The sequence below is a fragment of the Hyphococcus sp. genome, assembly GCF_041986965.1.
In the GTDB taxonomy this organism is placed as follows: domain Bacteria; phylum Pseudomonadota; class Alphaproteobacteria; order Caulobacterales; family Parvularculaceae; genus Hyphococcus.
Genome location: NZ_JBHIXB010000001.1, coordinates 206,238 through 226,277 on the forward strand (window position 1 = coordinate 206,238; position 20,040 = coordinate 226,277).

The 20,040-nt window shown below is 59.3% G+C and carries 24 protein-coding genes; 10 read left to right on the top strand and 14 right to left on the bottom strand.

The features are described from left to right. Positions 1 to 108 precede the first annotated feature (108 nt). The gene (locus tag ACFC5L_RS00955; RefSeq protein ID WP_375202157.1) at positions 109 to 474 is read right to left on the bottom strand and encodes a cupin domain-containing protein; all 366 of its coding nucleotides are present in this window, start codon (positions 472 to 474) and stop codon (positions 109 to 111) included. A 105-nt stretch (positions 475 to 579) separates the two neighbouring features. Here ACFC5L_RS00955 and ACFC5L_RS00960 point away from each other — a divergent pair, with 105 nt between their 5' ends. Beyond that, positions 580 to 945: a PRC-barrel domain-containing protein gene (locus ACFC5L_RS00960; protein WP_375202156.1), complete on the top strand. Its 366-nt coding sequence runs from the start codon at positions 580 to 582 to the stop codon at positions 943 to 945. 36 nt (positions 946 to 981) lie between these two features. Here ACFC5L_RS00960 and ACFC5L_RS00965 read toward each other — a convergent pair whose 3' ends face one another. From ACFC5L_RS00965 to ACFC5L_RS00990, 6 genes are all read right to left on the bottom strand, one after another. Continuing rightward, positions 982 to 1,836 (bottom strand): 23S rRNA (adenine(2030)-N(6))-methyltransferase RlmJ, encoded by an 855-nt coding sequence (locus ACFC5L_RS00965; protein WP_375202155.1) that lies wholly within the window; start codon positions 1,834 to 1,836, stop codon positions 982 to 984. A 6-nt stretch (positions 1,837 to 1,842) separates the two neighbouring features. After that, positions 1,843 to 2,646, bottom strand: a complete 804-nt coding sequence (locus tag ACFC5L_RS00970; protein ID WP_375202154.1) for a class I SAM-dependent methyltransferase — start codon at positions 2,644 to 2,646, stop codon at positions 1,843 to 1,845. Beyond that, positions 2,646 to 3,089 (bottom strand): acyl-CoA thioesterase, encoded by a 444-nt coding sequence (locus ACFC5L_RS00975; RefSeq protein ID WP_375202153.1) that lies wholly within the window; start codon positions 3,087 to 3,089, stop codon positions 2,646 to 2,648. The genes ACFC5L_RS00970 and ACFC5L_RS00975 overlap by 1 nt, the downstream gene beginning before the upstream one ends. Before the next feature lie 11 nt (positions 3,090 to 3,100). Continuing rightward, the gene (gene sucC, locus ACFC5L_RS00980) at positions 3,101 to 4,294 is read right to left on the bottom strand and encodes an ADP-forming succinate--CoA ligase subunit beta (RefSeq protein WP_375202152.1); all 1,194 of its coding nucleotides are present in this window, start codon (positions 4,292 to 4,294) and stop codon (positions 3,101 to 3,103) included. Positions 4,295 to 4,372: 78 nt separating this feature from the next. Continuing rightward, positions 4,373 to 5,062 carry a GNAT family N-acetyltransferase gene (locus ACFC5L_RS00985; RefSeq protein WP_375202151.1) on the bottom strand — a complete coding sequence of 230 codons (690 nt, stop codon included), beginning with the start codon at positions 5,060 to 5,062 and terminating at the stop codon, positions 4,373 to 4,375. Positions 5,063 to 5,177: 115 nt separating this feature from the next. Further along, positions 5,178 to 5,834, bottom strand: coding sequence for an OmpW/AlkL family protein (locus ACFC5L_RS00990; protein ID WP_375202360.1), 657 nt, complete (start codon positions 5,832 to 5,834; stop codon positions 5,178 to 5,180). A 165-nt stretch (positions 5,835 to 5,999) separates the two neighbouring features. Between ACFC5L_RS00990 and ACFC5L_RS00995 the strand changes: the two genes are divergently transcribed. Continuing rightward, a complete protein-coding gene (locus ACFC5L_RS00995) occupies positions 6,000 to 6,305 on the top strand; it encodes a putative quinol monooxygenase (RefSeq protein WP_375202150.1) in 306 nt (101 codons plus the stop codon). 4 nt (positions 6,306 to 6,309) lie between these two features. Then, positions 6,310 to 6,609: a putative quinol monooxygenase gene (locus ACFC5L_RS01000; protein WP_375202149.1), complete on the top strand. Its 300-nt coding sequence runs from the start codon at positions 6,310 to 6,312 to the stop codon at positions 6,607 to 6,609. On the opposite strand, the gene ACFC5L_RS01005 is transcribed toward ACFC5L_RS01000, so the two are convergent. Continuing rightward, positions 6,606 to 7,997 (bottom strand): UDP-N-acetylmuramate--L-alanine ligase, encoded by a 1,392-nt coding sequence (locus ACFC5L_RS01005; RefSeq protein ID WP_375202148.1) that lies wholly within the window; start codon positions 7,995 to 7,997, stop codon positions 6,606 to 6,608. The genes ACFC5L_RS01000 and ACFC5L_RS01005 overlap by 4 nt on opposite strands. A gap of 92 nt (positions 7,998 to 8,089) precedes the next feature. On the opposite strand from ACFC5L_RS01005, the gene ACFC5L_RS01010 reads away from it, so the two are divergent. Continuing rightward, positions 8,090 to 8,932 carry an LD-carboxypeptidase gene (locus tag ACFC5L_RS01010; RefSeq protein WP_375202147.1) on the top strand — a complete coding sequence of 281 codons (843 nt, stop codon included), beginning with the start codon at positions 8,090 to 8,092 and terminating at the stop codon, positions 8,930 to 8,932. Here ACFC5L_RS01010 and ACFC5L_RS01015 read toward each other — a convergent pair. Next, on the bottom strand, positions 8,929 to 10,197 hold the full coding sequence (locus tag ACFC5L_RS01015) for an MgtC/SapB family protein (protein WP_375202146.1): 1,269 nt from the start codon (positions 10,195 to 10,197) through the stop codon (positions 8,929 to 8,931). The two genes, ACFC5L_RS01010 and ACFC5L_RS01015, sit on opposite strands and share 4 nt — an antisense overlap. A gap of 395 nt (positions 10,198 to 10,592) precedes the next feature. Here ACFC5L_RS01015 and ACFC5L_RS01020 point away from each other — a divergent pair, with 395 nt between their 5' ends. From ACFC5L_RS01020 to rarD, 3 genes are all read left to right on the top strand, one after another. Further along, positions 10,593 to 11,618, top strand: coding sequence for an aspartate-semialdehyde dehydrogenase (locus ACFC5L_RS01020; protein WP_375202145.1), 1,026 nt, complete (start codon positions 10,593 to 10,595; stop codon positions 11,616 to 11,618). 55 nt (positions 11,619 to 11,673) lie between these two features. Next, on the top strand, positions 11,674 to 12,423 hold the full coding sequence (locus tag ACFC5L_RS01025; RefSeq protein ID WP_375202144.1) for a hypothetical protein: 750 nt from the start codon (positions 11,674 to 11,676) through the stop codon (positions 12,421 to 12,423). A gap of 181 nt (positions 12,424 to 12,604) precedes the next feature. After that, on the top strand, positions 12,605 to 13,534 hold the full coding sequence (gene rarD, locus ACFC5L_RS01030; protein ID WP_375202143.1) for an EamA family transporter RarD: 930 nt from the start codon (positions 12,605 to 12,607) through the stop codon (positions 13,532 to 13,534). Positions 13,535 to 13,545: 11 nt separating this feature from the next. Here the strand turns inward: rarD and ACFC5L_RS01035 are convergent, their stop codons facing one another. Continuing rightward, positions 13,546 to 14,109 (bottom strand): PaaI family thioesterase, encoded by a 564-nt coding sequence (locus ACFC5L_RS01035; RefSeq protein WP_375202142.1) that lies wholly within the window; start codon positions 14,107 to 14,109, stop codon positions 13,546 to 13,548. Here ACFC5L_RS01035 and ACFC5L_RS01040 point away from each other — a divergent pair. Continuing rightward, positions 14,086 to 15,054 (top strand): alpha/beta fold hydrolase, encoded by a 969-nt coding sequence (locus ACFC5L_RS01040; protein ID WP_375202141.1) that lies wholly within the window; start codon positions 14,086 to 14,088, stop codon positions 15,052 to 15,054. The two genes, ACFC5L_RS01035 and ACFC5L_RS01040, sit on opposite strands and share 24 nt — an antisense overlap. Positions 15,055 to 15,163: 109 nt before the next feature. Further along, a complete protein-coding gene (locus ACFC5L_RS01045) occupies positions 15,164 to 15,451 on the top strand; it encodes a hypothetical protein (protein WP_375202140.1) in 288 nt (95 codons plus the stop codon). On the opposite strand, the gene ACFC5L_RS01050 is transcribed toward ACFC5L_RS01045, so the two are convergent. The 3 genes from ACFC5L_RS01050 to ACFC5L_RS01060 form a co-directional block, all read right to left on the bottom strand. Beyond that, positions 15,452 to 16,597: a serine hydrolase domain-containing protein gene (locus ACFC5L_RS01050; protein WP_375202139.1), complete on the bottom strand. Its 1,146-nt coding sequence runs from the start codon at positions 16,595 to 16,597 to the stop codon at positions 15,452 to 15,454. 2 nt (positions 16,598 to 16,599) lie between these two features. Beyond that, entirely contained in the window at positions 16,600 to 16,908 is a 309-nt protein-coding gene (locus tag ACFC5L_RS01055; protein WP_375202138.1) for a hypothetical protein, read from the bottom strand. Positions 16,909 to 16,970: 62 nt separating this feature from the next. Further along, a complete protein-coding gene (locus tag ACFC5L_RS01060) occupies positions 16,971 to 17,609 on the bottom strand; it encodes a 2-hydroxychromene-2-carboxylate isomerase (RefSeq protein ID WP_375202137.1) in 639 nt (212 codons plus the stop codon). Positions 17,610 to 17,747: 138 nt separating this feature from the next. Between ACFC5L_RS01060 and aguB the strand changes: the two genes are divergently transcribed. Then, entirely contained in the window at positions 17,748 to 18,599 is an 852-nt protein-coding gene (aguB, locus tag ACFC5L_RS01065; protein WP_375202136.1) for an N-carbamoylputrescine amidase, read from the top strand. Here aguB and ACFC5L_RS01070 read toward each other — a convergent pair. After that, positions 18,596 to 20,038 (bottom strand): alanine/glycine:cation symporter family protein, encoded by a 1,443-nt coding sequence (locus ACFC5L_RS01070; protein WP_375202135.1) that lies wholly within the window; start codon positions 20,036 to 20,038, stop codon positions 18,596 to 18,598. The genes aguB and ACFC5L_RS01070 overlap by 4 nt on opposite strands. Positions 20,039 to 20,040 lie beyond the last annotated feature (2 nt).

Consider the following 20,040-nt stretch of genomic DNA (forward strand, 5'->3'; position numbering starts at 1 on the left):
AGTCTCGTGCGCGCAATATTTAGCGCCCAGATAGGCCGCGCTGAAAGCTAATCGCTTTGAAGCCCCTCCGACTTAAGCCGCGCGGAACACCCGCGCGGCTTTTTTCTTTCAGGCGCCAAGGTCGGGCAAGTCCGTTTTCGTCCGCTCGGAGACATGCTCACCCGTGTTCACCGTGCCGGCGCTCTCGATCATAAGGATCCAGCACTCCTTTTCAGCGACCGGCATATGCTCAACGCCGGCGGGCACCGTGATGAAGTCGCCTTCCCCCATCTCCACATCGCGATCACGGAAGCGCATGGTGAAAGCGCCCTTCACGACAAAGAAGGCTTCTTCAACCCCGTCGTGACGATGCCATTCAAAGGCGCCCTCAATCTTGGCGAGGCGCACCTCCTGACCGTTTACGCGCGCGGCGATGTGCGGCGACCATTGTTCGCCGATACGATCAAAAGCGGTTGGAATATTGATCTTCTGCAAGCGAGCCTCCGTTGCGGATAAAATCTATAAGCACGATCGCGGTTGCGGAACAAATCACGTCCCTGCCTGTTGGTTAAAAGTCATCGACAAAAAAGGAGGGTCACTATGCCGACAGCAGCCGGACATACAACCGCCATTCGCGCCTCGCGCGTCATCGGCATGCCCGTCTACAATACGACAGGCGACCAGATTGGCGAAATCGAAGACGTCATGCTCGACAAGACGACAAACAACATCATGTTTGGCGTCGTTGGTTTTGGCGGTTTTCTTGGCATCGGTGAAAAATATCACCCGATTCCATGGGCGAGCCTCGACTATCAAAAGGAAAAGGGCGGCTATATCGTGCCTTATTCCAAAGAACAGCTTGAACAGGCGCCATGTGATTCCCTGCATGAGCTGACCGAGAATGACGGTCTTGGCTTCCGTGACGCCGCTTATGATTATTACAAGGCTGAGCGTTATTGGGTTTAACGCCTTAAAGCGAGCTGAAGACGACGCAGCGCCGGCCTACGGCGCTGCGTTTTTTATTTCATAGCGCGGTTCGCCTTGAGACAGTCGCTCGGCAAGCGCATGCACCAGAATTTCAAGCTCGCCGCCGAGCTTCCATGGCGGATTGATAACGACCACGCCCGACCCGGCGAGCCCGCCATCGGGTTTTGGTTTTCGGACTGACAACACCGCCCAGAGATGTTTCACCGGCATGTCGCGCACCCGGTTCAGAATATGACGGTCGAGACCGTCGCCCGTGACCGGGAACCACAACAGAAAAACGCCGGTCGCAAAGCGTTTCAAACCCTCGCTCAACATCCGCAAAGCGCGGTCGGCCTCATCGGTCTTCTCGTATGGCGGATCAATGAGGACAAGCCCGCGCCGTTCCGGCGGCGGCAACTGGCTTTTCAGGAAAACGAGCGCATCGAGGCGGCTGAGCGTCGTCCGGCGGTCATGCGCGTAAGCTTTGAGCAAGGCTTCATAATCAACGGGATGCAGTTCGTTGAGGCGCAAACGGTCGACCGGCCGCAGCATCAGCCGCGCAATCTCCGGCGAGCCCGGATAATGTTTCAACCCGCCCTCTTTATTGAGAGCGCCGACGCAGGTCCGCCAGGGCGCCAGCAGCGCTTCTGCCTCGCCGTATAAGGGCAATGGCGTTCCATCGGTTGAAAAAAGACGGCCCGCGCCTTCGCGCCACTCGAAGGTCTTTTCCGCCTCAACACCGCCAAGATCGTAACGCCCGATCCCGCCATGGGCGTCATAAAACCGGAACGGCGCTTCCTTTTGTTTCAGATGTTCAATCACGCGCGCCAGAACGATGTGCTTCAGGACATCGGCGTGATTGCCGGCGTGATAGGCGTGACGGTAATTCATGGCGCTTTATGCAGGCTTGCGGCGCAGAACCGCAAGGGACTGGCCGACGCCGCTTTCAGCGCGGGGAACGATGCGCGCAATCTCGAAATACTCCGCGGCGAGCGCTTCAAGATGCGCGCGCGTTTGAAAAGTTGAAATCAGATTCGATCCCTCGGCCATGTCGTTCAGAACATAGAGGCCCGTCCCGGTCATCGCCTTGCGCGCGGTTTCCGTTTCCGGAAAACCGGGCTGGGTCTCTTCGTGAAAACTGATCAGCGCCAGGCCGCCGGGGGTTAAGATGCGGGCGTATTCCCTGAGCCAGTCGCGCTGCGTCGCCTCACGCAGATGGGTGAACACCGAGAGGGCATAGAGAATATCGAAATGCGCATCCGGAAAGGCGAGCGGCGGCGCGAGGCGATTGCGCGCATATTCGCCCGGCAGGTTCGCCGCGCACCAGCTCAACAGGGTTTCATTATAGTCGGCGCCAAAAAGCGCGGCCTGCGTCATGCGCGGCAGATGACGGATGACGCGGCCGGCGCCGCAGCCGAAATCGAGAATGCGCGCCGCCGACGAAAAAGGAAGGCCCGCCGCCGACGCATGCCCGTCAAGGGCCGCCGCCGTTGCTTCGCCCATGCGCAGAAAAGCTTTCCAGTCGGCGTAAGCGACCGTGAGCGCCATCAGATTCAAGGGCGGAATAGGAACGCCATGTGCGTCCGCCGCCGGCGGCGCCTCCTGTCCGCGGGCGAGCCGCCATTCCACCGCGCGAAAATAGAGCTGGATCAGGCCGGCGCGATAAAGCGCGCCGCGCAGGGCGTTTTTCAGCGCAGACATCAGCCCGCGCGCCCTGATGCGCTCATCTCCGGCGCCGTTTTTTCAAAACTCATCACCCGCGCAATGAAATCTTCCGGCAGCGGCGTTTTCGCCTGCGTGTCACGGTCGGCGTGAACATAGATCAGCTTGCCTGTCGTCAACAGATCACGCCCGCGAAAGATCGCCGCTTCGATGGTCATCGATGTCCGCCCAAGCCGCGCACAACGCGCGCCAATCTCAAGCATCTCATCGAACCGCGCCGAGCCTTTATAATCGGCCTCCGCGTGAACGGTGAAAAAATCCATGGTCTTGTCGCCCTGAAGCCCGAGCGCGCGCAGCCACTCCGTCATCGCCACGTCGAAATAGAGAAAATAATTGACGTTGAAAACGATCCCTTGCGCGTCGCACTCGGCCCAGCGCACGCGAAGGGGATAGAGGAGGGTGAAGGACGGTCTCGCCAACATGCTCAGCCCGCTCAGCCCTGCACTGCGGCGACAACCTTCTTTGCAGCGTCTTCCAGATCGTCGGCCGGCGTAATCTTGAGGCCGGAATTGGCGAGGATTTCCTTGCCTTTTTCCACATTCGTGCCTTCAAGGCGCACGACCAGCGGATCTTCGAGGCCGACTTCCTTCACCGCCGCGACGATGCCTTCGGCGATGATGTCGCATTTCATGATGCCACCAAAAATATTGACGAGGATGCCTTTGACGCCGGGATCTGTGGTGATGATCTTGAAGGCTTCGGTGACTTTTTCCTTCGTCGCGCCGCCGCCCACATCGAGGAAGTTCGCCGGCTCGGCGCCATAATGCTTGATGATGTCCATGGTCGACATGGCGAGGCCCGCGCCGTTCACCATACAGCCGATATTGCCGTCGAGCTTCACATAGGAAAGATCGTATTCCGACGCTTTCAATTCCATCGGGTCTTCTTCGGTCTCGTCGCGCAGGGCCAGAATATCTTCATGGCGGAACAGCGCGTTCGGATCGAAGCCGACCTTGGCGTCAAGCACCAGAAGATCGCCGCCTTTGGTGACGATCAGCGGATTGATCTCCAGCATCGACATGTCTTTTTCGGTGAACGCCTTATAGAGGGTCGGGATCAGCTTGCCGCATTGTTTCGCCGAGACGCCGGAAAGGCCGAGCGCCTGGGCGATGCGCCGCCCGTGATGGGGCATGCAGCCGGTCGCCGGATCGATCCGCACCGTGACGATTTTCTCCGGCGTTTCTTCCGCCACTTCCTCGATATTCATGCCGCCCTCAGTAGAGGCGATGAAGGCGATACGGCCCGTGCCGCGATCGACAAGCGCAGAAAGGTAAAGCTCGGTTTCAATGTCGGAGCCGTTTTCGATATAGACCGTGTTGACCTGTTTGCCCGCTTCGCCGGTCTGTTTGGTGACGAGAGTGGCGCCCAGCATTTCCTTGGTGAAGGTCGCCGCTTCGGCCGGAGATTTCGCAAGACGGACCCCGCCGCCCTCACCTGCTGAGGCGTCCTTGAACGTGCCCTTGCCGCGCCCGCCAGCATGGATCTGGGCCTTCACCACATAAAGCGGCCCGGGAAGCTCCTTCGCCGCCGCCTCGGCCTTGCCCGCATCGGTCACCACGCGGCCCTCGGACACCGGCGCGCCATAGGACTTAAGAACTTGTTTGGCCTGATATTCGTGGATGTTCATGGGGGTTTGGCTCCAATCGGAAAAACGGGACAGCGCTGGCCGTTATAGCCGCGCCATCCGCCATGACAACAAGAAGGCCTAAAGGGCTTCTCGAATTTCCAGAAGGGACCGGCGCTGGCCCCCGGCGGCGTCGAAATTCTCCGGCGCGAGCCACGCCTCGAACCCGGCCTTCACCCGCGGCCACTCCCCGTCGATGATCGAATACCAGGCGGTGTCGCGGTTCGCGCCCTTCACCACCTGGTCCTGACGGAAGACGCCCTCAAAGGAAAACCCAAGCCTTAAGGCCGCGCGTTTCGACGCCTCATTGGCGTTGTTGCATTTCCACTCATAACGGCGATAGCCGAGATCCTCGAAGAGATGCTTGGCCATCAGATACATGGCTTCCGTCGCGGCCGGGGTCCGCTGAAGCTTTTTGGAAAAGACGACGCAGCCAACTTCCGCCGAACCCGCTTCGGGGCGGATGCGCATATAGCTCGCCATGCCCAGGGGTTGGCCGAGCGGCGCGGCGGTTGCGGCGTCGCGGAAGAGATGGGTCATCCAGTTCTGCTGCGCGCCGGCAAAAGCCATGACCTCGGCGAGCTGCACGGCGTTTTCAAACGGGCCAATCGGAATATAGGCCCACAGATCGTCATTCTCCGCGCCGCCCAGCACAGAGAAGAGGTCTTCCGCGCATGCCGGAAACAGCGCCGGCTCTACGGATACAAACCGGCCCCGGACTGTTTTCAAATCCGGGACGCCGCACCCTCGCCAGGTTGACAGATCGCGCAATGCTCCACTCCCTTAGCGGGCATTGAGAACAACGGCGCCGTAAAATCAAGCAAGAAAAACGGGCCGTCCTTACGATGAAGGAACGGCCCGAGAGTGGAGGGATCGAGAGTTCAGTTTAGAAACGCATGCCGACGCCGATGCCGAAGACAAACGGATCAATGTCGACATCGACCGTGTTGACCAGCGCGCCGGTGGTCAGCGTCGCCGTGGTGTCAATGTCGATATATTTGACGTCAGCGTTGAGGAAGACGCGGTCCGAGATCGGAATATCAAAGCCGGCCTGCACCGCCCAGCCGAAGCTGTCGTCCATAGAGACATTCGTCGCGCCGATGGCGTTGGTAAGCGCGGGCTTGGCGTCTTCCGAGTAGAAAATCGTCCAGTTTACGCCGACGCCCACATAGGGACGGAAGGCCGCATCCGGCGCGAAGTGATATTGCAGCGTCAAAGTCGGCGGCAGCACCATGGCGTCGGCGATTTCGCCAAGGCCGGCCAGCGCGCCTTCGCCGGAAACATCATGCGGGCTCGTCGCCAGAATGAGTTCAGCGCCGATATTGTCGGTGAGGAAATAGGTGAAATCGAGTTCCGGAACGATGGCGTCGTCAACGGAAACAGTGGCCGTCGGAAAGGTCGGGAGAACCGCGCCCGAATCTTCATTCGGAGCGACCATGATGCCGCGAAGGCGAACCAGCAGGTCGCCCTGCTCAGCGGCGGCGGGGGCCGAGATTGCAGAAAGGATAGCGGCGGCGGAAAGGAGAGTAGTGCGCATTTGAATGCCCCTCTTGATTAACTTCGCCCGGACATTGCGCCTTGCGGTTTAAAAAAAATTGATCTGCGTCAGGAGTGACTGCACAGAATGTCGCAACCGAGTGTTCATACTTATCGACCCGCCGGCGATGCGCGCGCATAATACGCAAAACTACGTAGAAGGAGGACAAGAATGATTATCGTTTCAGGCAAAGCGACACTGAAACCCGGCGGACTTGAGAAGGTTCAAAAGGAAATGGAGACCGTTATCGCCGCGACACGCGCCGAACAGGGTTGCATCGATTATTCCTACGGCGCCGATGTGACAGAGCCGGATACGATTCTCGTTCTTGAATATTGGGAAAGCTGGGATGCGCTTCACGCGCACACGACACAGCCGCATATGGGCGTGTGGATGACGAAGCTCGGCGAGGTCGGCGTTGTGTCGCAATCGATCCGTTTCATCGAAGCGGGCGAAGAACGAAATCTGATGGGCTGACGCCATGATCATCGTCAGCGGCCGCGTCGTCGTGAAAGAGGGCGCGCTTCAAAAACTGCGTCCCGTCATGCAGGCGATGCTGTCGGCAAGCCGGACCGAGTCGGGATGTATTGAGTATTATTACGGCCCGGACATTTCCGATCCGAACGCTTTTCTCGTTCTGGAAAAATGGGAAAGCTGGGAAGCGCTCGAAGCCCATTTCGAAACGCCGCATCTGAAAGCCTGGCGCGCGGCGCTGAACGGCGCCGGCCTTGTCTCTCGCGAGCTTGTCGCCGCCGACGGCGACGTGACCAAAGAGGTCTAGAGCTGTTTCAGAAGGTCCTGCGCAAAAATCGACAGGGTGTCGTCGCGGGCGCCCATGATGACAATGCGGTCGCCGGGTTTTGCAAGTTTCAACAGCGCTGCGCCGCAATCATCGCGGGTCGCCAGCGCCTCAGCCTTGCGGCCCGCCGCAACGACGCCCGCCGCGATGTCCTTGCTTGACACGGCCCGGTCCACCGTGCCGCCGAAATAAACCGGCTCCGGCATCAGCAGAATGTCGTCTTCTGAAAGATGGCTCGAAAAGGTTTCGATGAATTCATTTTTCATGAGCCGAAGCGGCCCAAAGCCGTGCGGCTGGAACATGACAAGCAAACGCCCCGGAAACTCATGCAGGGTTTTAAGGCTCGCCGTGATCTTGTCCGGGTTGTGACCGAAATCATCGATCACCGTAACGCCATTGGCTTCGCCCACATATTCGAGCCTGCGCCGGACGCCTTCGAACGCGCCTAAAGCTGTTGCGGCGTCTTCAAGAGAAACGCCGCAGGCGCCGGACGCTGCAATCGCCGCCAGCGCATTGGAAACATTATGCCGGCCCGGCATCTTCAATGAAACACGCGCGCGAAGCCCATCGCTACGGACAATATCAAAAGAAACGCCGAAGGGCTCCGGTTCGATATGGTCTGCAAACAGATTGGCGCGCGGATCGACCAGCGAATAGGTGATCCGTCCCTGAAGGCGCTCAGCCGCAAGGCGCGCTGTTTCTTCATTGTCGAGATTCAAGACCGCCGTTTCGGCGCCGCCGATAAAACCGCCAAACAAGGAACGCAATTCATCCATCGATTTATGGTCGAGCGCGATATTGTTCAGCACCGCAATTTTCGGACGGAACATGGCGATGGAGCCGTCGCTTTCATCGACCTCGGAAACAAACGCGTCGCCCTCGCCCACCAGCGCGCTGGCGAACAAGGCGTCGGATTTGACGAAGTTTTTCATCACAGCGCCGTTCATCACCGTCGGGGACTTTCCGGCGTGATGCAAAATCCATCCGATCATGCCCGTCGTGGTCGACTTGCCGCTGGTGCCCGCAACACCGATAGGGCGTTCAGACTCGTTGAAAAGCTGCGCCAGCAATTGCGCGCGCGACAGTCGCGCAGCGCCCGCCTCTTTCGCCGCGACGACATCGGGGACCGTGTCCTCCACCGCCGCCGAAGCGACCAGAATCTGGGAAGGCCGGCTGACGCCTGAGCCGTCCTGGGCGTGGAGCGCGATGCCGAGGCTTTTCAGATAATCGAACTTTGCGCCCGTCCGGCCCTGATCGAGGGCCCGGTCCGATCCCTCCACATGGGCCCCGCGCGCGGCGACGATCATCGCCAGCGGCAGCATGCCCGACCCGCCGATCCCGCAGAAGAAATAGTCTTTTGAATGCGTCATGGACCCGAGCCTATAAGCGAAATCTGTTTATAGTGCGTCACTAAAATGGTTAGGACCTGATTTACGCCCTCTTGTTAGGCTGCTGCGCTGAAATGACTGAGACCAGGCATATCGCAATTGTCTGCCCCGGCGGGCCCATAACGCATGACCTTGCGGCGAAAACCGCAAATGTCGCGGCGGCGCGCTTTGGCGACGCCGTTGAGCTTCACTTCCATGATCAGTGCTTCGCTCACGCAGGACATTTCGCCGGGATTGACGCAGCGCGCAGCGCCGCTTTTCTGGAAGTCGCCAACGATCCGAAAGTTGACGCCGTCTGGTTCGGACGCGGCGGCTATGGCGCCTGCCGCCTTGATGAAAGCCTCTTCGCAAAACTGAACGAGCACGCCCGCGCGAAGACCTATTTCGGTTATTCCGACAACGGTTTTCTTCTGGCGCGGCTCTACAGGAAAAAAATCGGAAATCTCGTTCATGGGCCCATCCCGACCGATCTTAATCGAGAAGGCGGCGAAGAGGCGATTGCGCGCGCCCTTTCCTGGCTTGCGCCTGGCGACAGCGCCGGCGTTGAACCCACAGCGACGACCGGCAATCCTTGCGTGGCGTTCAACATCACCGTCCTCGCCCATCTCGCCGGCACAAACTGGATGCCCGATCTCACCGGCCATATCGTGATGCTCGAGGATGTGGGGGAGTATCTCTACGCCACCGATCGCGCCATGTTTTCCATCATGGGCGACAAAAGCATGCATAGCGCCGCCGGGATCATGCTCGGGCGCCTCAGCGAGGTGCCGGAAAACGACCGGCCTTTCGGATCGAGCGACGAAGAGCTCGTCAAATACTGGTGCGCGCGCGCCGGCGTTCCCTATCTCGGCCGCGCCGATATCGGTCATGATGCGCAGAACAAGATCGTGCCCTTCGGCGTCACACGCGCCGCCTAAAACGCGAGAAGCGTTATAGCGCCGGCGGCGATCATCCCCAGAAAGATGGCGGCCACGCGCAGCCCCAGCCCTTTGCCGCCAATCACCCACGCCATCCCGGCTTTCAAAACGATATTCGACGCCGCTGCGATCATGATCGCATAAGCGGCCGCGCTCATGCCGATGGCCCCCGATCCCGCCTGCCGCCCGGCGATCAGGGTGATGGCGTCCACATCCGCAAGCCCCGAAATCAGCGCCACGATCATCAGACCCGACTGACCGAAGCGTTCGGCGCCGAAACTCGCCGCCACGGAAATGACGGCGAGCAGCCCGGCGAAAATGAGCGCCGGCTTGATCTCCATGGGATTGCCGAGCTTGAGCATCTCTTCCTGCTCGCTGGCGTGGTTGTCGCCCTGGCGCAGCCAGAACATGGCGGCGGCCCCGACAAGGCCCGCAGCCGCTAGTCCCGGCGCAAGCGTTAGAAGGACATCGCGCGCAAGCGCGGCGACCAGAAGTCCGATCCGGATCAGCATCATGACATTGGCGGCGACAATCCCGGCGGCAAGCTCGCGCGCCTCAACGCCGCTTTTCGCGAAGCGCGACAGCGATAGCGTCGTCGCCGTAGACGACGCCAGCCCGCCGGCGAATCCCGTCAGCAACACACCGCGTCCCGAGCCCGCCAGCTTGATCAGCCAGTAGCCAAGGAACGACAGACCGCTGATGAAAACGACCATCAGCCAGATATCGCGCAGATTGAGCGCGTCATATGGACCGAACGGCTCGTTGGGCAGGACCGGCAGGATGATCACCGAAATCGCAAGCAGGCGGAGCGCGGCGTAAAGTTCTTCTTCGGTCAGCGCCGAGACCCAGCGCTCGACGCTCTCCTTGATGGAAAGGATGATCGCAGTCGCCACGCCGCCGATCGCGGCGGCCAGCACATGCTCGCGCACCGCCGCAAGCCCGAGCAGGAAGGTCAGAAAAAGCGCAATCTCCGTGGTGCCGCCGGCGCCCGGTTTGCCGCGCGCGGTCGCCCAATAGGCGACGGCGGTGAGCCCCGCGATAGCGACAAGCATCACGGAGGGCAGGATCAGGCCGTCATCCACAAGACCGGAAAGCCCGCCCGCAAGCGCCGTCAGGGAAAAGGTTCGCGCGCCCGCAAAAGTGTGTTTGCGCGCCTCTTCCGCGTGGGAATGCTCACGCTCGAAACCGATAAGAAAACCGATGGCCAGCGCAACCGCCAGATGAATAAGATCTGTCACGACAGGATCGCTGGCGAATTCCGGCATGACGTCTCCCTTTTCCGGCCCGCCCTGTTTCGGCGCGTCCTGTTTCGGCCCGTCTGGGGCGAGGAAACACGCCTTATAGCCTGACTGATCCTCAGTTCACATTTTTTCTCTGGAAATTCCCGCGATAACGACGCAAAAGCCCTGCGGGCTAGGGCCCTGCTCGAGACGACTGAAACCCGCCGAATGCTTGATGGACAGACGTTAGCCAGCCAGAACCCGATACCTTTCGGGCTCTGATTCGCAGGATTTGAGAGCCGAGCCGTATCGTGATCCGGCAGATCAACTTCTGCCACTCAACATTTAATGGGTTTGGAATTTTCGAGCGAGGCTCTCGAACGGCTTGACATTATCGGCTCAGCATCGTTTGTCGCGGCCCGTTAACTGGAGTGCCTGAAATGGAAGTCAACGTCGCGGTTGTCGGCGCCACCGGCAATGTCGGCCAGGAAATGCTGGCCATTATGGAAGAACGCCTGTTCCCGGCGAAGGAAGTCTTCGCCCTCGCCTCGCGCCAGTCGATTGGCCGCGAAGTGTCTTATGGCGACCGAACGTTGAAATGCCGCGACCTCGAGACATTCGACTTTTCAAAAGTCGATATCGTGCTCATGGCCGCGGGCGGCTCCGTTGCAAAAGAGTGGGCGCCGAAAGCCGCGAAAGCGGGCGCCATTGTCATCGACAATTCGTCCCATTTCCGCATGGACCCCGATGTGCCGCTGATCGTGCCGGAAGTGAACGCCGAGGCGGTCGCGGGCGCGCGCAAGAAAAACATCATCGCCAACCCGAACTGTTCGACGGCGCAACTCGTCGTCGCGCTGAAACCCTTGCACGACGCCGCCACGATCAAGCGCGTCGTCGTTTCGACTTATCAGTCGACGTCGGGCGGCGGCAAGGAAGCGATGGACGAGCTCTTCAATCAGACGAAAGGCATTTTCGTCAACGACTCGCCCGAGCCGAAGAAGTTCACGAAACAGATCGCCTTCAATGTCATTCCTCATATTGACGTCTTCATGGAAGACGGCTTCACCAAAGAGGAATGGAAGATGGTCGCGGAAACGAAAAAGATCCTCGATCCGAAAATCAAACTCACAGCGACCTGTGTGCGCGTGCCGGTCTTTGTCGGCCATTCCGAAGCGGTGAATGTCGAGTTCGAAAATTCAATCTCCGACGATGAAGCCCGCGAGATCCTGCGCGAATCGCCGGGTCTGCTCGTCGTCGATAAACGTGAGGACGGCGGCTATGTAACGCCCGTTGAATGCGTCGGCGATTTCGCCACTTTCGTGTCGCGCATCCGCGTCGACCCGACCGTGGAAAACGGCCTCGTCTTCTGGTGTGTCTCTGACAATCTCCGCAAGGGCGCCGCGCTGAACGCCGTCCAGATCGCGGAGCTCCTTCTCAACCGGGGCATGCTGCAACAAGCGGCGTAGCTATCCTGTACGCTTCTTCTGGACGGGCTTTGGCCCGTCCTGCTAGGCTTCGCTGATGCGAAGCCTTTTTCTTTTGCCTGCCTTTTTGTTGAGCGCTCTTTTTTCCGCCGCGGCGGCGCAAGCGCCTGCGGGGTATGAAAAAATCTATGACGCACCCACCAAAGTGAATCTCGGCGGGCGCCCCGTGATCGCCGACATCGAGTTTCATGAAAGAACATCAGGCGGCAGGACGCATCTGGCCCTCGTCACCGATGTCACCAAATTCGTCGTGGAAACAGAAAACGATCTCAAAAACTGGATCGCGAACCGGCGCAATGATTGCGGCGAACGCTGGAAATCGGGCCCGCCCCGCATCAGCTTTGCAGGCAGCGCCATCCGCTTCGCCATTTATCTGGAGATCGAATACTGGGCCTGCGGCTGGAACGGCAAGGGAACGCCCGGACGCGTCGCGCAGGAAACCGGCACAGTCGATGTCACGCTCATTCCCTATATCGAGGATGGAAAACTTCAGGCCCGGCTCGGGGCTTTTACGCTGTCAGAACAGACCGGGATTTCAAAATATCTGCCCCTTGAATTCATCGTGCGCCGCGCGCTGGAGCAGGAGCTGAACAAGCTCAATCAGAATCCGAAATTTTATCGGTCGCCGCAGCCGCTTTTCGACGAAAGCTTCGTCTATGAAAACATCTCTGCTGCGGAAACTGATGATGACCGTATTGTGATCACCGCGCTTTACGCCGCCGATCAATCGCAAGCTGCGATTGACCGCATTCTCAGGCGGTTACGCACTGAAGGCGTCACACAATAGAATTTCTACAGTTTTGATACGGTAATTTGTTGCGCTGAAGTCTTGCGCATCCCCGCCGTGAGTCGCATAGGCCTGAGAAGGCGCAAGTGTTTGCGCAAGTTTCGGGCGGACAGTCCCGCGCCCTTTGTCATACCGTTCACGCCTATTCGAAAAGTTTCAAGGCCTAGCCACAAGTCATTCCATGTCCGCCACCCCGCCAGAAAAACCTCATGACAGCGCTGTCAGGCTCGGCCTGATCTGCGGCGTCTTTGCCTATGGCTTATGGGGAATGCTGCCAGTTTATCTGAAAGCGCTTGGCGGCGTCGACCCGCTGGAAATCGTCGGCCACCGGATTTTGTGGTCCATTCCCTTTGGCGCGCTCATTTTGACCTTCCGCAAGCAGTGGAGCGAAACTTTAAAAGCCGTCGCCTCTCCGCGGATGCTCATCTTGCTCGGTTTTTCCGCCGCCGTTATCGCCGGCAACTGGCTTCTCTATGTCTGGGCCGTCGCCAATGACCGGGTCTTACAGGCGAGCCTTGGCTATTACATCAATCCGTTGATGTTCGTCGCCGCGGGCGTCTTTGTGTTGAAAGAAACACTCAATCGGGCGCAGGTGATTGCGGTCGCGCTCGCGGCGCTTGGCGTCGCCGTCCTGACGCTCGGCGCCGGCGTCTTTCCCTGGGTCTCACTTGTCCTTGCCGTATCGTTCACCGCCTATGGCTATGTGCGAAAAATGCTCGACGTCGGCGGCATGCCGGGCCTGTTCATCGAGACCGCGCTGCTCTCGCCTTTCGCGCTTGTTTTTCTCATCTGGTTTTCGAAGACAACCGGTCTTGCTTTCGGTCAGGGCGACCTCGGCATGGATGTGCTGCTCATCCTCGCCGGCCCCGTCACGGTTGTGCCGCTTCTCCTGTTCGCCCTGGCCGCGAGGCGACTGCGGTTTTCAACGATCGGGTTCCTGCAATATATCGGCCCAACCGGACAATTCATTCTTGGACTCTATTACGGAGAACCGTTTACGGCCTATCATGCTATCTGCTTCGGTCTCATCTGGACCGCACTCGCCGTTTTCAGCTTCGACGCCGTTCACCAGAACCGAAAGATGAAAGCCGCAGCGCGCCAACTCGCTTAAGGGGCGCCGGCCTAACTTATCCGCTTCAGCGTTCCTGAAAAGCTCATCAGTGCGTCTCCATTGGCGGTGATGATCCCTCGCGCGAACACCATCTTGCGGCCCGCTTTCACCATGTCGCCCGTGGCCTCAATAAAGGCGCCCACAGGACCCGGACCGACAAACTCGGCGTTCAGCGTCACCGTCACCCCTTGGAAGACGCCGACTTCGCGACGGCAGATATCCCATAACGCCATGTCTGCGAGCGTCAGCAACGCCCCGCCATGGATGACGCCAAAACCATTGGCGTGATGCGGTTCGGAGAAAAAACCGACGCCCGCGGGCCCGCCCTCTTCCCGGAAGTAAAAGGGCCCGGCATGGCCGCTGAAGGTTCCGCTATGGGATTGAACGCTCCAGCCCTTTGGAGCGGGGTGCAGCTTTTCAGAATGTTGATCGGCGCTCATAGAGCTTTGCATAACCGATGTCGCCTGCAACAGAAACGGTTTCACGCAGGCGGACGCCCAGAACTGAGATTTCTTCTTGATGGCGACGCGTCCGGCGAACAAAGTCCGTTTATGACCGATTTCCCCGCCCCCCATATGATCGACGCCGCCGGCGTTGCGCTCGCTGTTTATGAGAGCGACGGCGACCGCAGCCGCAAACGCCCGCCGGTCATTTTTATCCATGGCTGGCCGGAGATTGCTTATTCCTGGAAGAACCAGCTTTCCGCTTTTGCACAAGCCGGGTTTCGCGCCATCGCCATCGACCTCAAAGGTTTCGGACGCTCTGACGCGCCGAAAGACCCGGCGCTTTACGACGCGCTTCAGATGACAAAAGACTTTGCCGCGCTCCTCGATGCGCTCGACATTGAGAAAGCAATTTTCTGCGGTCATGACTGGGGCGGCGCCTTGGTCTGGTCCATGGGCCAGCTTCACCCTGACCGTGTCGCGGGCGTGATCGGCCTGTGCACGCCCCTGCGCCCGCGCCCGCCGGCCCCGCCGCTTGAGATCATCGAAAAACGCTTCGGGCCGAAACATTATTTCATCCAGTTTCAGCAATCAGACGTTCCCGAAGCGCTGTTCGAAACCGATCCTGAGCGCTTTTTTCATCTGATGTTTCGCAAACCGGCGCCAAAAGACAAATGGGCCTCGCTTGTCCCTCATGTCTATGACTTGCCCGGGCGCTTTAAAGATGGTCCGGCGCCGGCGAAAAATGCAGGCATTATTCCGGAGGCGGATATTCAAGTTTATATCGATGCATATAAACGCAGCGGCTTTCACGGCGGGATCAACCTTTACCGCAATGTCGACAAAAACTGGCGCCTGATGGAAGGCCGCGGCGAAGAGGTGCGCGCGCCGTCCTTGTGGATCGGCGCAGAGCTTGATCTTTTCCTGCCGCCGGAAACAGCAGAGGGAATGGAAAAGCTCGTTCCCGATCTTGAAAAACACATCATCGCCGATTGCGGTCATTGGGTAATGTGGGAAAAGCCGGATGCGGCGAATGCGCTGATGCTGGACTGGCTGCAAAGGCGCTTTTCAATCTAATTTGAGAGAGTTTCACGGCGAGCTTTTAGATAAAATTCTGCTTCCCGCCTAATTTTTCACTCACCCGCAGCTGCCACGCTTTCGACATAAACAGGGAAGCGAGGGACATATGCGGGCGATTGCAATATTACTGGCGATGGCATTGGGCTTGGGGGCCGGCACGGCGAAAGCCGAAGAACAGCTCCTTCACAATGCGCTCTACCAGGCGAAACCAAGACCCGTTGCGGCGTTTTCAGTCGCCGCCAAACGCGTGGAAATGCTGGCCGTGACGCGCCGTGCGCGCGCTGACACAGACTTGCGCCGTGCGCATCTCAACGACTGCCGGAACATGTCGAAAGTCATTCCGGGCTATCCGCAACCAGCCTTTGTGACGGTCGATTTTCGCATCAAATTTTAGTCAAAGCGACGCATAAACCGCATCAAGCAGCCTCACCGCACGCGGATCGCCGACAAGATAAGGTGACATTTTGTTCATGACGTAAGCAGCGGTAAGACTGTTGTGCGGATCGACAATCACGCAGGAGCCGCCAAAACCGGCATGACCGAACGCGGCTTCATTGGGCCCGAAATGGCGATTGATGTTGCGCATCAGTCCGGCGGCCCATGACAGATGAAACGGCAGGACAAGGTCGTCGCCGCGAATGCGCTCTTTGAGGGCGGCGTTAATCGCCTCTTGCGTCAATATGGCTGCGCCCGATACATCACGCCCCCCGGTCGCCATCGGATGAGCAATTTTCGCCAGCGAGTGCGCATCAGCGTGCATATTAGACGCCGGCAATTCCGCCGCCATCCAGTCTTCGCGGCTGACTTTCGCCGGCGCCGACCAAGGCTTCAAAAACGCATATTGCTTGAATTCATTCATGGGCCCGAGGTCCGGCGCCTTTGGCGGCTTCGGCATATAAGCCGCGCGGGCGCCGTCCGATTCGTTCATGCCGCAATAAAGGTTGAGATCGAGCGTCTCGGAAAGCTCGTCAATGAGCGCGCCTGTGGTCTTGCCAGTCACGCGCCGCAACAATTCTCCCGCGATAAAACCCACCGTCTGCGGATGATAGCCGTTTGCCGTTCCGGGCGCCCAGAGCGGCGCCATCGCCGCGAGCTTTGCGCAAATCACGTCCCAGTCGAGCCAGGTTTCAGGCGGCATTTCATCGGGAAAGCCGCAAAGACCCGCCTGATGAGAAAGCGCCTCGGCGACCGTGACGCGCTCTTTCCCGGCCGCAGCGAATTCGGGCCAGTATTGCGCCACCGGCGCCTCGTAATCGAGCAAACCGTCTGAAATCGCACGCGCCATCAGAAACGCCAGCACCGCCTTGCCGCTGGAATAAATGCAGGCGAGCGTTGTTTCGTCCCAGAGTTTTTCTTTAGCGCGATCCGTATGGCCGCCGCGTATGTCGATAACCGTCTCACCGTCGATCACCACGGCGAAAGCAGCGCCAAGCTCGAGCCCTTCTTCGAAGTTTTGGGCGAACGCCTCCCCGACTTTATCAAAGCCGGGGTCGATCACGCCGGCGGAACCGGCGACGCGAGCCTCAGACCAGTCAGGCATAGTTATCCGCCAAAAGCGCAGGCAAGGCCGGAGGCTGCAATGGCGGCGGCGGCGCGGGCGTTATCGATGTTTAAAAGCGTGTCGTAGTTCTCACCGGCGGAGGATGCGTCATTCACATCACCCAGGAAGTCGGCGACCTCGTTCAGATCGTCGCGGTCGAGACGCTCATCCAGTTCATACGCCATACATTCCGCCTTGCGTTCGGAAAGACCGATTTCCATGAGGCGGTTTTCGATCCGCGTGCGCGGTGAAATGGTCGCACAGGCCGCCAATGATAAAACTGCGCAAATCAATATGCTTTTTCTCAACATCCATGTTCTCCCTGAAAGCGGGTTGAAATCTAGACCGTTTGCTGACGCTGGTCCACGGGGCCCTAGTCCCGGCGCAACCCGCGCTGTCCAAGCCGCCATTCCAGCGAATCGATGCGGTCCTGCCCGAAAAACGCTTCGCCATCGAGCACCATCAACGGAACACCCCAGTGATGTTTCAGTTGCGCCGCCTCATTGGCCTCAATGATTTGCGTGACCCTGGTCGCATTATCCGTCGCCCAGCCGTCCAGCGCGGCGAGATCAAGTCCGGCCTCGCTTGCCGCTTCGCCAAGGGATGCATCATCGGCCCAGGCTTTGCCGGTCCACACGCGCGCCGACACGGCTTTTGCAAAATCGAGCCCCCGGTCTTTTTCGCAGGCGGCGATCCCCAGCGCCATCAGCCGGTCCATCAAAGGCTGCGCGGGCGCCACCTTTCCGCTCGCCATATCCATGTCGATGGGATCAGGCGACGGCAGTCCGAATGGCAGACCGAGCCGCTCCGCCTCGCGCGGGAAATCCTGCATCAGATAGGGAACGAATTGCTTGCGGCCGCGTTCGAAGAAATCAGGCTCACGCATCGCCAGCGGGCGCACCGGCCGAAACGCGACATCGACCTCGTAATGCTCCCGGATCACACAGAGCCGCCCCGTCGCAAGATAGGAATAGGGGCTTCTGAAGGACCAATAAATTTCCAGCTTGGCCATATTGAATTTCCTCGCCCCCCAGATTATTTGCGCGGCCTATTTGCGCACGCCGGTTTCCCCCGGCTTGATTGCAACATCACCGCCGCCCCGCTATCCCGTCAAGCGTCCTCGCCAGACGCCGTCACCAGGAGAGACCTTATGGCCCGCACGCTTCGCCTCGCCGTATTGCAAGCCGCCTTTGGCGACGACATGGGCGCGAATATCCGGGCGGTTGAAAAACTGATCCGCGCGGCCGCGAAAGACGGCGCGCAAGTCATCCTGCCGCCGGAGCTGTTTCAGGGGCCCTATTTCTGCAAGACAGAAGACACGGTGCATTTCACCACCGCCTATCCGTGGAAAGACCATCCCGTCGTCACAGCGCTCGCGCCGCTCGCAAAAGAGCTTGGCGTTGTCCTGCCGCTGTCGATTTTCGAACGCGACGGCCAAGAATATTACAACAGCCTCGTCACCGTAGACGCCGACGGCGCCTTATTGGGCCTTTACCGCAAAAGCCACATTCCCGACGGCCCGGGTTACGAAGAGAAATTCTATTTCCGCCCCGGCGACACCGGCTTCAAGGTCTGGGATACGAAATTCGGTCGGCTCGGCGTCGGCATCTGCTGGGATCAATGGTTCCCCGAGGCCGCGCGGGCGATGATGCTGATGGGGGCGGAAGTGTTGTTCTACCCGACGGCCATCGGATCAGAGCCGGAAAACCCGTCCCTCGACACGCGCGACCGCTGGCGGCGCGCCATGACCGGTCACGCCGTCTCCAACGTGGTTCCCGTTGCCGCCGCAAACCGCATCGGTGACGAAGAAGGCCAGATATTTTACGGCTCATCTTTTATCGTCGATGATGGCGGCGATTTTCTCGGCGACTTGTCGCGCACCGAAGAAGGCTTCGCCGCCGCGACTGTCGATCTCGATCACCTGGATGAGCGCCGCGCCAGCTGGGGCTTTTTCCGCGACCGGCGCCCGGAGCTCTATGGCAAGCTGACAGGCGGCCGTTAAGCGCGTTTTTGTTGAAGACGCGCCGCATCTTCTGGCTCCAGCGCCCACGCCGCTTCATCGATGTCGAGATCGCTATAATCCGCCGGGTCGAAAACCGGCTTCACGCCTTTTTTCCGTTGCGCGTCGAAGTCGCGCATGATGCGCAGTCCAATCGGGAAAAGCAGCACCAGCGCCAGCAGATTGACCAATGCAAGAAGGCCCATGGCGGCGTCTGCGAACCCGAAAGCAGCGCTTAAATCCAGATTGGAGCCCACCAGCACAAAGCCCAGCGTCGCCACCCGGAAAAGCGTGAAAACAATCTTGTTTTCATGGGTGAAAAAATCGAGCGCGTTCTCACCCAGGAAATAATTATACATGATCGACGAGAAGACGAAGAGGAAGAGCGCCGTTGCCACAAACTCATCCGCCCAATCTCCCACATGAGCGGCGAGCGCCGTTTGGGTGAGGATAACCCCGTCGATATTCGGATCAGACAGATCGACGCCCGATAAAATAATAATTGACGCCGTGCAGGTGCAGATGATCAGCGTATCGATAAAGACCGAGAACGCCTGCACGATGCCCTGCTGGCCGGGATGCGCCACATAGGCGACCGCCGCCACATTGGGCGCCGATCCAAGGCCGGCCTCATTTGAAAACAATCCACGGCGTATGCCTTGCGTCAGCGCGGCGCCAATGCCGCCCGCCACCGCTTCGTTCAAACCGAACGCGCTTTCAACAATCAGACCGAGCGCGCCCGGCACATCCGTGATGCGCGTCGCCAGAATGAAGAGAACAAGGCCGATATAGCTGAGCGCCATCACCGGCACGACGATTTCGACGACGCGGGTGATGCGGCGCACGCCGCCGAAAATCACCAGCCCCACCAGCGCCGCCAGCACAACGCCAATCATTCGCGGATCGAGCCCGAAGGCGCCGCTCATGGAAGTGGACACCGCATAGCTCTGCAACACGTTGAAGGCGAACCCAAACGCAACAAGCAGCAAGATGGAATAGACGCCGGCGAGAATGGGCGCGAGCGCCCCAAGGCGTTTCCTTAATCCGTGTTCGATGTAAAAGGCCGGGCCGCCGCGAAAATCTCCGGATGGCTCACGCCGCTTGAAAAGCTGCGCAAGAGAACATTCAAAAAAGCTCGTCGCCATGCCGACGAGGCCTACAAGCCACATCCAGAAAACAGCACCGGGCCCGCCAAGCGTGATCGCGACCGCAACGCCGGCGATGTTGCCGGCGCCGACGCGCCCTGCAACCGATAGCGCCAAAGCCTGAAATGAAGATGGATGATCGGGGTTGTGCTTCAGCGCCTCGCCGAAGATCGCGAACATGCTTCCAAAATGTCGGAATTGCACGAAACGCGAGCGAAAGGTGAACCACAATCCGACGGGGATCAGGACAAAGATTAAAATCTTGCCCCAAAGCAAAGCGTTGAGCGCTGCGATCATTG

Bases quoted from the DNA above. Each gene is read 5' to 3' on its own strand.
- ACFC5L_RS00960 (WP_375202156.1), top strand. From the start codon at position 580: ATGCCGACAGCAGCCGGACATACAACCGCCATTCGCGCCTCGCGCGTC.
- ACFC5L_RS00965 (WP_375202155.1), bottom strand. From the start codon at position 1,836: ATGAATTACCGTCACGCCTATCACGCCGGCAATCACGCCGATGTCCTG.
- ACFC5L_RS00970 (WP_375202154.1), bottom strand. From the start codon at position 2,646: ATGTCTGCGCTGAAAAACGCCCTGCGCGGCGCGCTTTATCGCGCCGGC.
- ACFC5L_RS00975 (WP_375202153.1), bottom strand. From the start codon at position 3,089: ATGTTGGCGAGACCGTCCTTCACCCTCCTCTATCCCCTTCGCGTGCGC.
- sucC (WP_375202152.1), bottom strand. From the start codon at position 4,294: ATGAACATCCACGAATATCAGGCCAAACAAGTTCTTAAGTCCTATGGC.
- ACFC5L_RS00995 (WP_375202150.1), top strand. From the start codon at position 6,000: ATGATTATCGTTTCAGGCAAAGCGACACTGAAACCCGGCGGACTTGAG.
- ACFC5L_RS01000 (WP_375202149.1), top strand. From the start codon at position 6,310: ATGATCATCGTCAGCGGCCGCGTCGTCGTGAAAGAGGGCGCGCTTCAA.
- ACFC5L_RS01005 (WP_375202148.1), bottom strand. From the start codon at position 7,997: ATGACGCATTCAAAAGACTATTTCTTCTGCGGGATCGGCGGGTCGGGC.
- ACFC5L_RS01010 (WP_375202147.1), top strand. From the start codon at position 8,090: ATGACTGAGACCAGGCATATCGCAATTGTCTGCCCCGGCGGGCCCATA.
- ACFC5L_RS01015 (WP_375202146.1), bottom strand. From the start codon at position 10,197: ATGCCGGAATTCGCCAGCGATCCTGTCGTGACAGATCTTATTCATCTG.
- ACFC5L_RS01020 (WP_375202145.1), top strand. From the start codon at position 10,593: ATGGAAGTCAACGTCGCGGTTGTCGGCGCCACCGGCAATGTCGGCCAG.
- ACFC5L_RS01025 (WP_375202144.1), top strand. From the start codon at position 11,674: ATGCGAAGCCTTTTTCTTTTGCCTGCCTTTTTGTTGAGCGCTCTTTTT.
- rarD (WP_375202143.1), top strand. From the start codon at position 12,605: ATGTCCGCCACCCCGCCAGAAAAACCTCATGACAGCGCTGTCAGGCTC.
- ACFC5L_RS01040 (WP_375202141.1), top strand. From the start codon at position 14,086: ATGACCGATTTCCCCGCCCCCCATATGATCGACGCCGCCGGCGTTGCG.
- ACFC5L_RS01035 (WP_375202142.1), bottom strand. From the start codon at position 14,109: ATGGGGGGCGGGGAAATCGGTCATAAACGGACTTTGTTCGCCGGACGC.
- ACFC5L_RS01045 (WP_375202140.1), top strand. From the start codon at position 15,164: ATGCGGGCGATTGCAATATTACTGGCGATGGCATTGGGCTTGGGGGCC.
- ACFC5L_RS01050 (WP_375202139.1), bottom strand. From the start codon at position 16,597: ATGCCTGACTGGTCTGAGGCTCGCGTCGCCGGTTCCGCCGGCGTGATC.
- ACFC5L_RS01055 (WP_375202138.1), bottom strand. From the start codon at position 16,908: ATGTTGAGAAAAAGCATATTGATTTGCGCAGTTTTATCATTGGCGGCC.
- ACFC5L_RS01060 (WP_375202137.1), bottom strand. From the start codon at position 17,609: ATGGCCAAGCTGGAAATTTATTGGTCCTTCAGAAGCCCCTATTCCTAT.
- aguB (WP_375202136.1), top strand. From the start codon at position 17,748: ATGGCCCGCACGCTTCGCCTCGCCGTATTGCAAGCCGCCTTTGGCGAC.
- ACFC5L_RS01070 (WP_375202135.1), bottom strand. From the start codon at position 20,038: ATGATCGCAGCGCTCAACGCTTTGCTTTGGGGCAAGATTTTAATCTTT.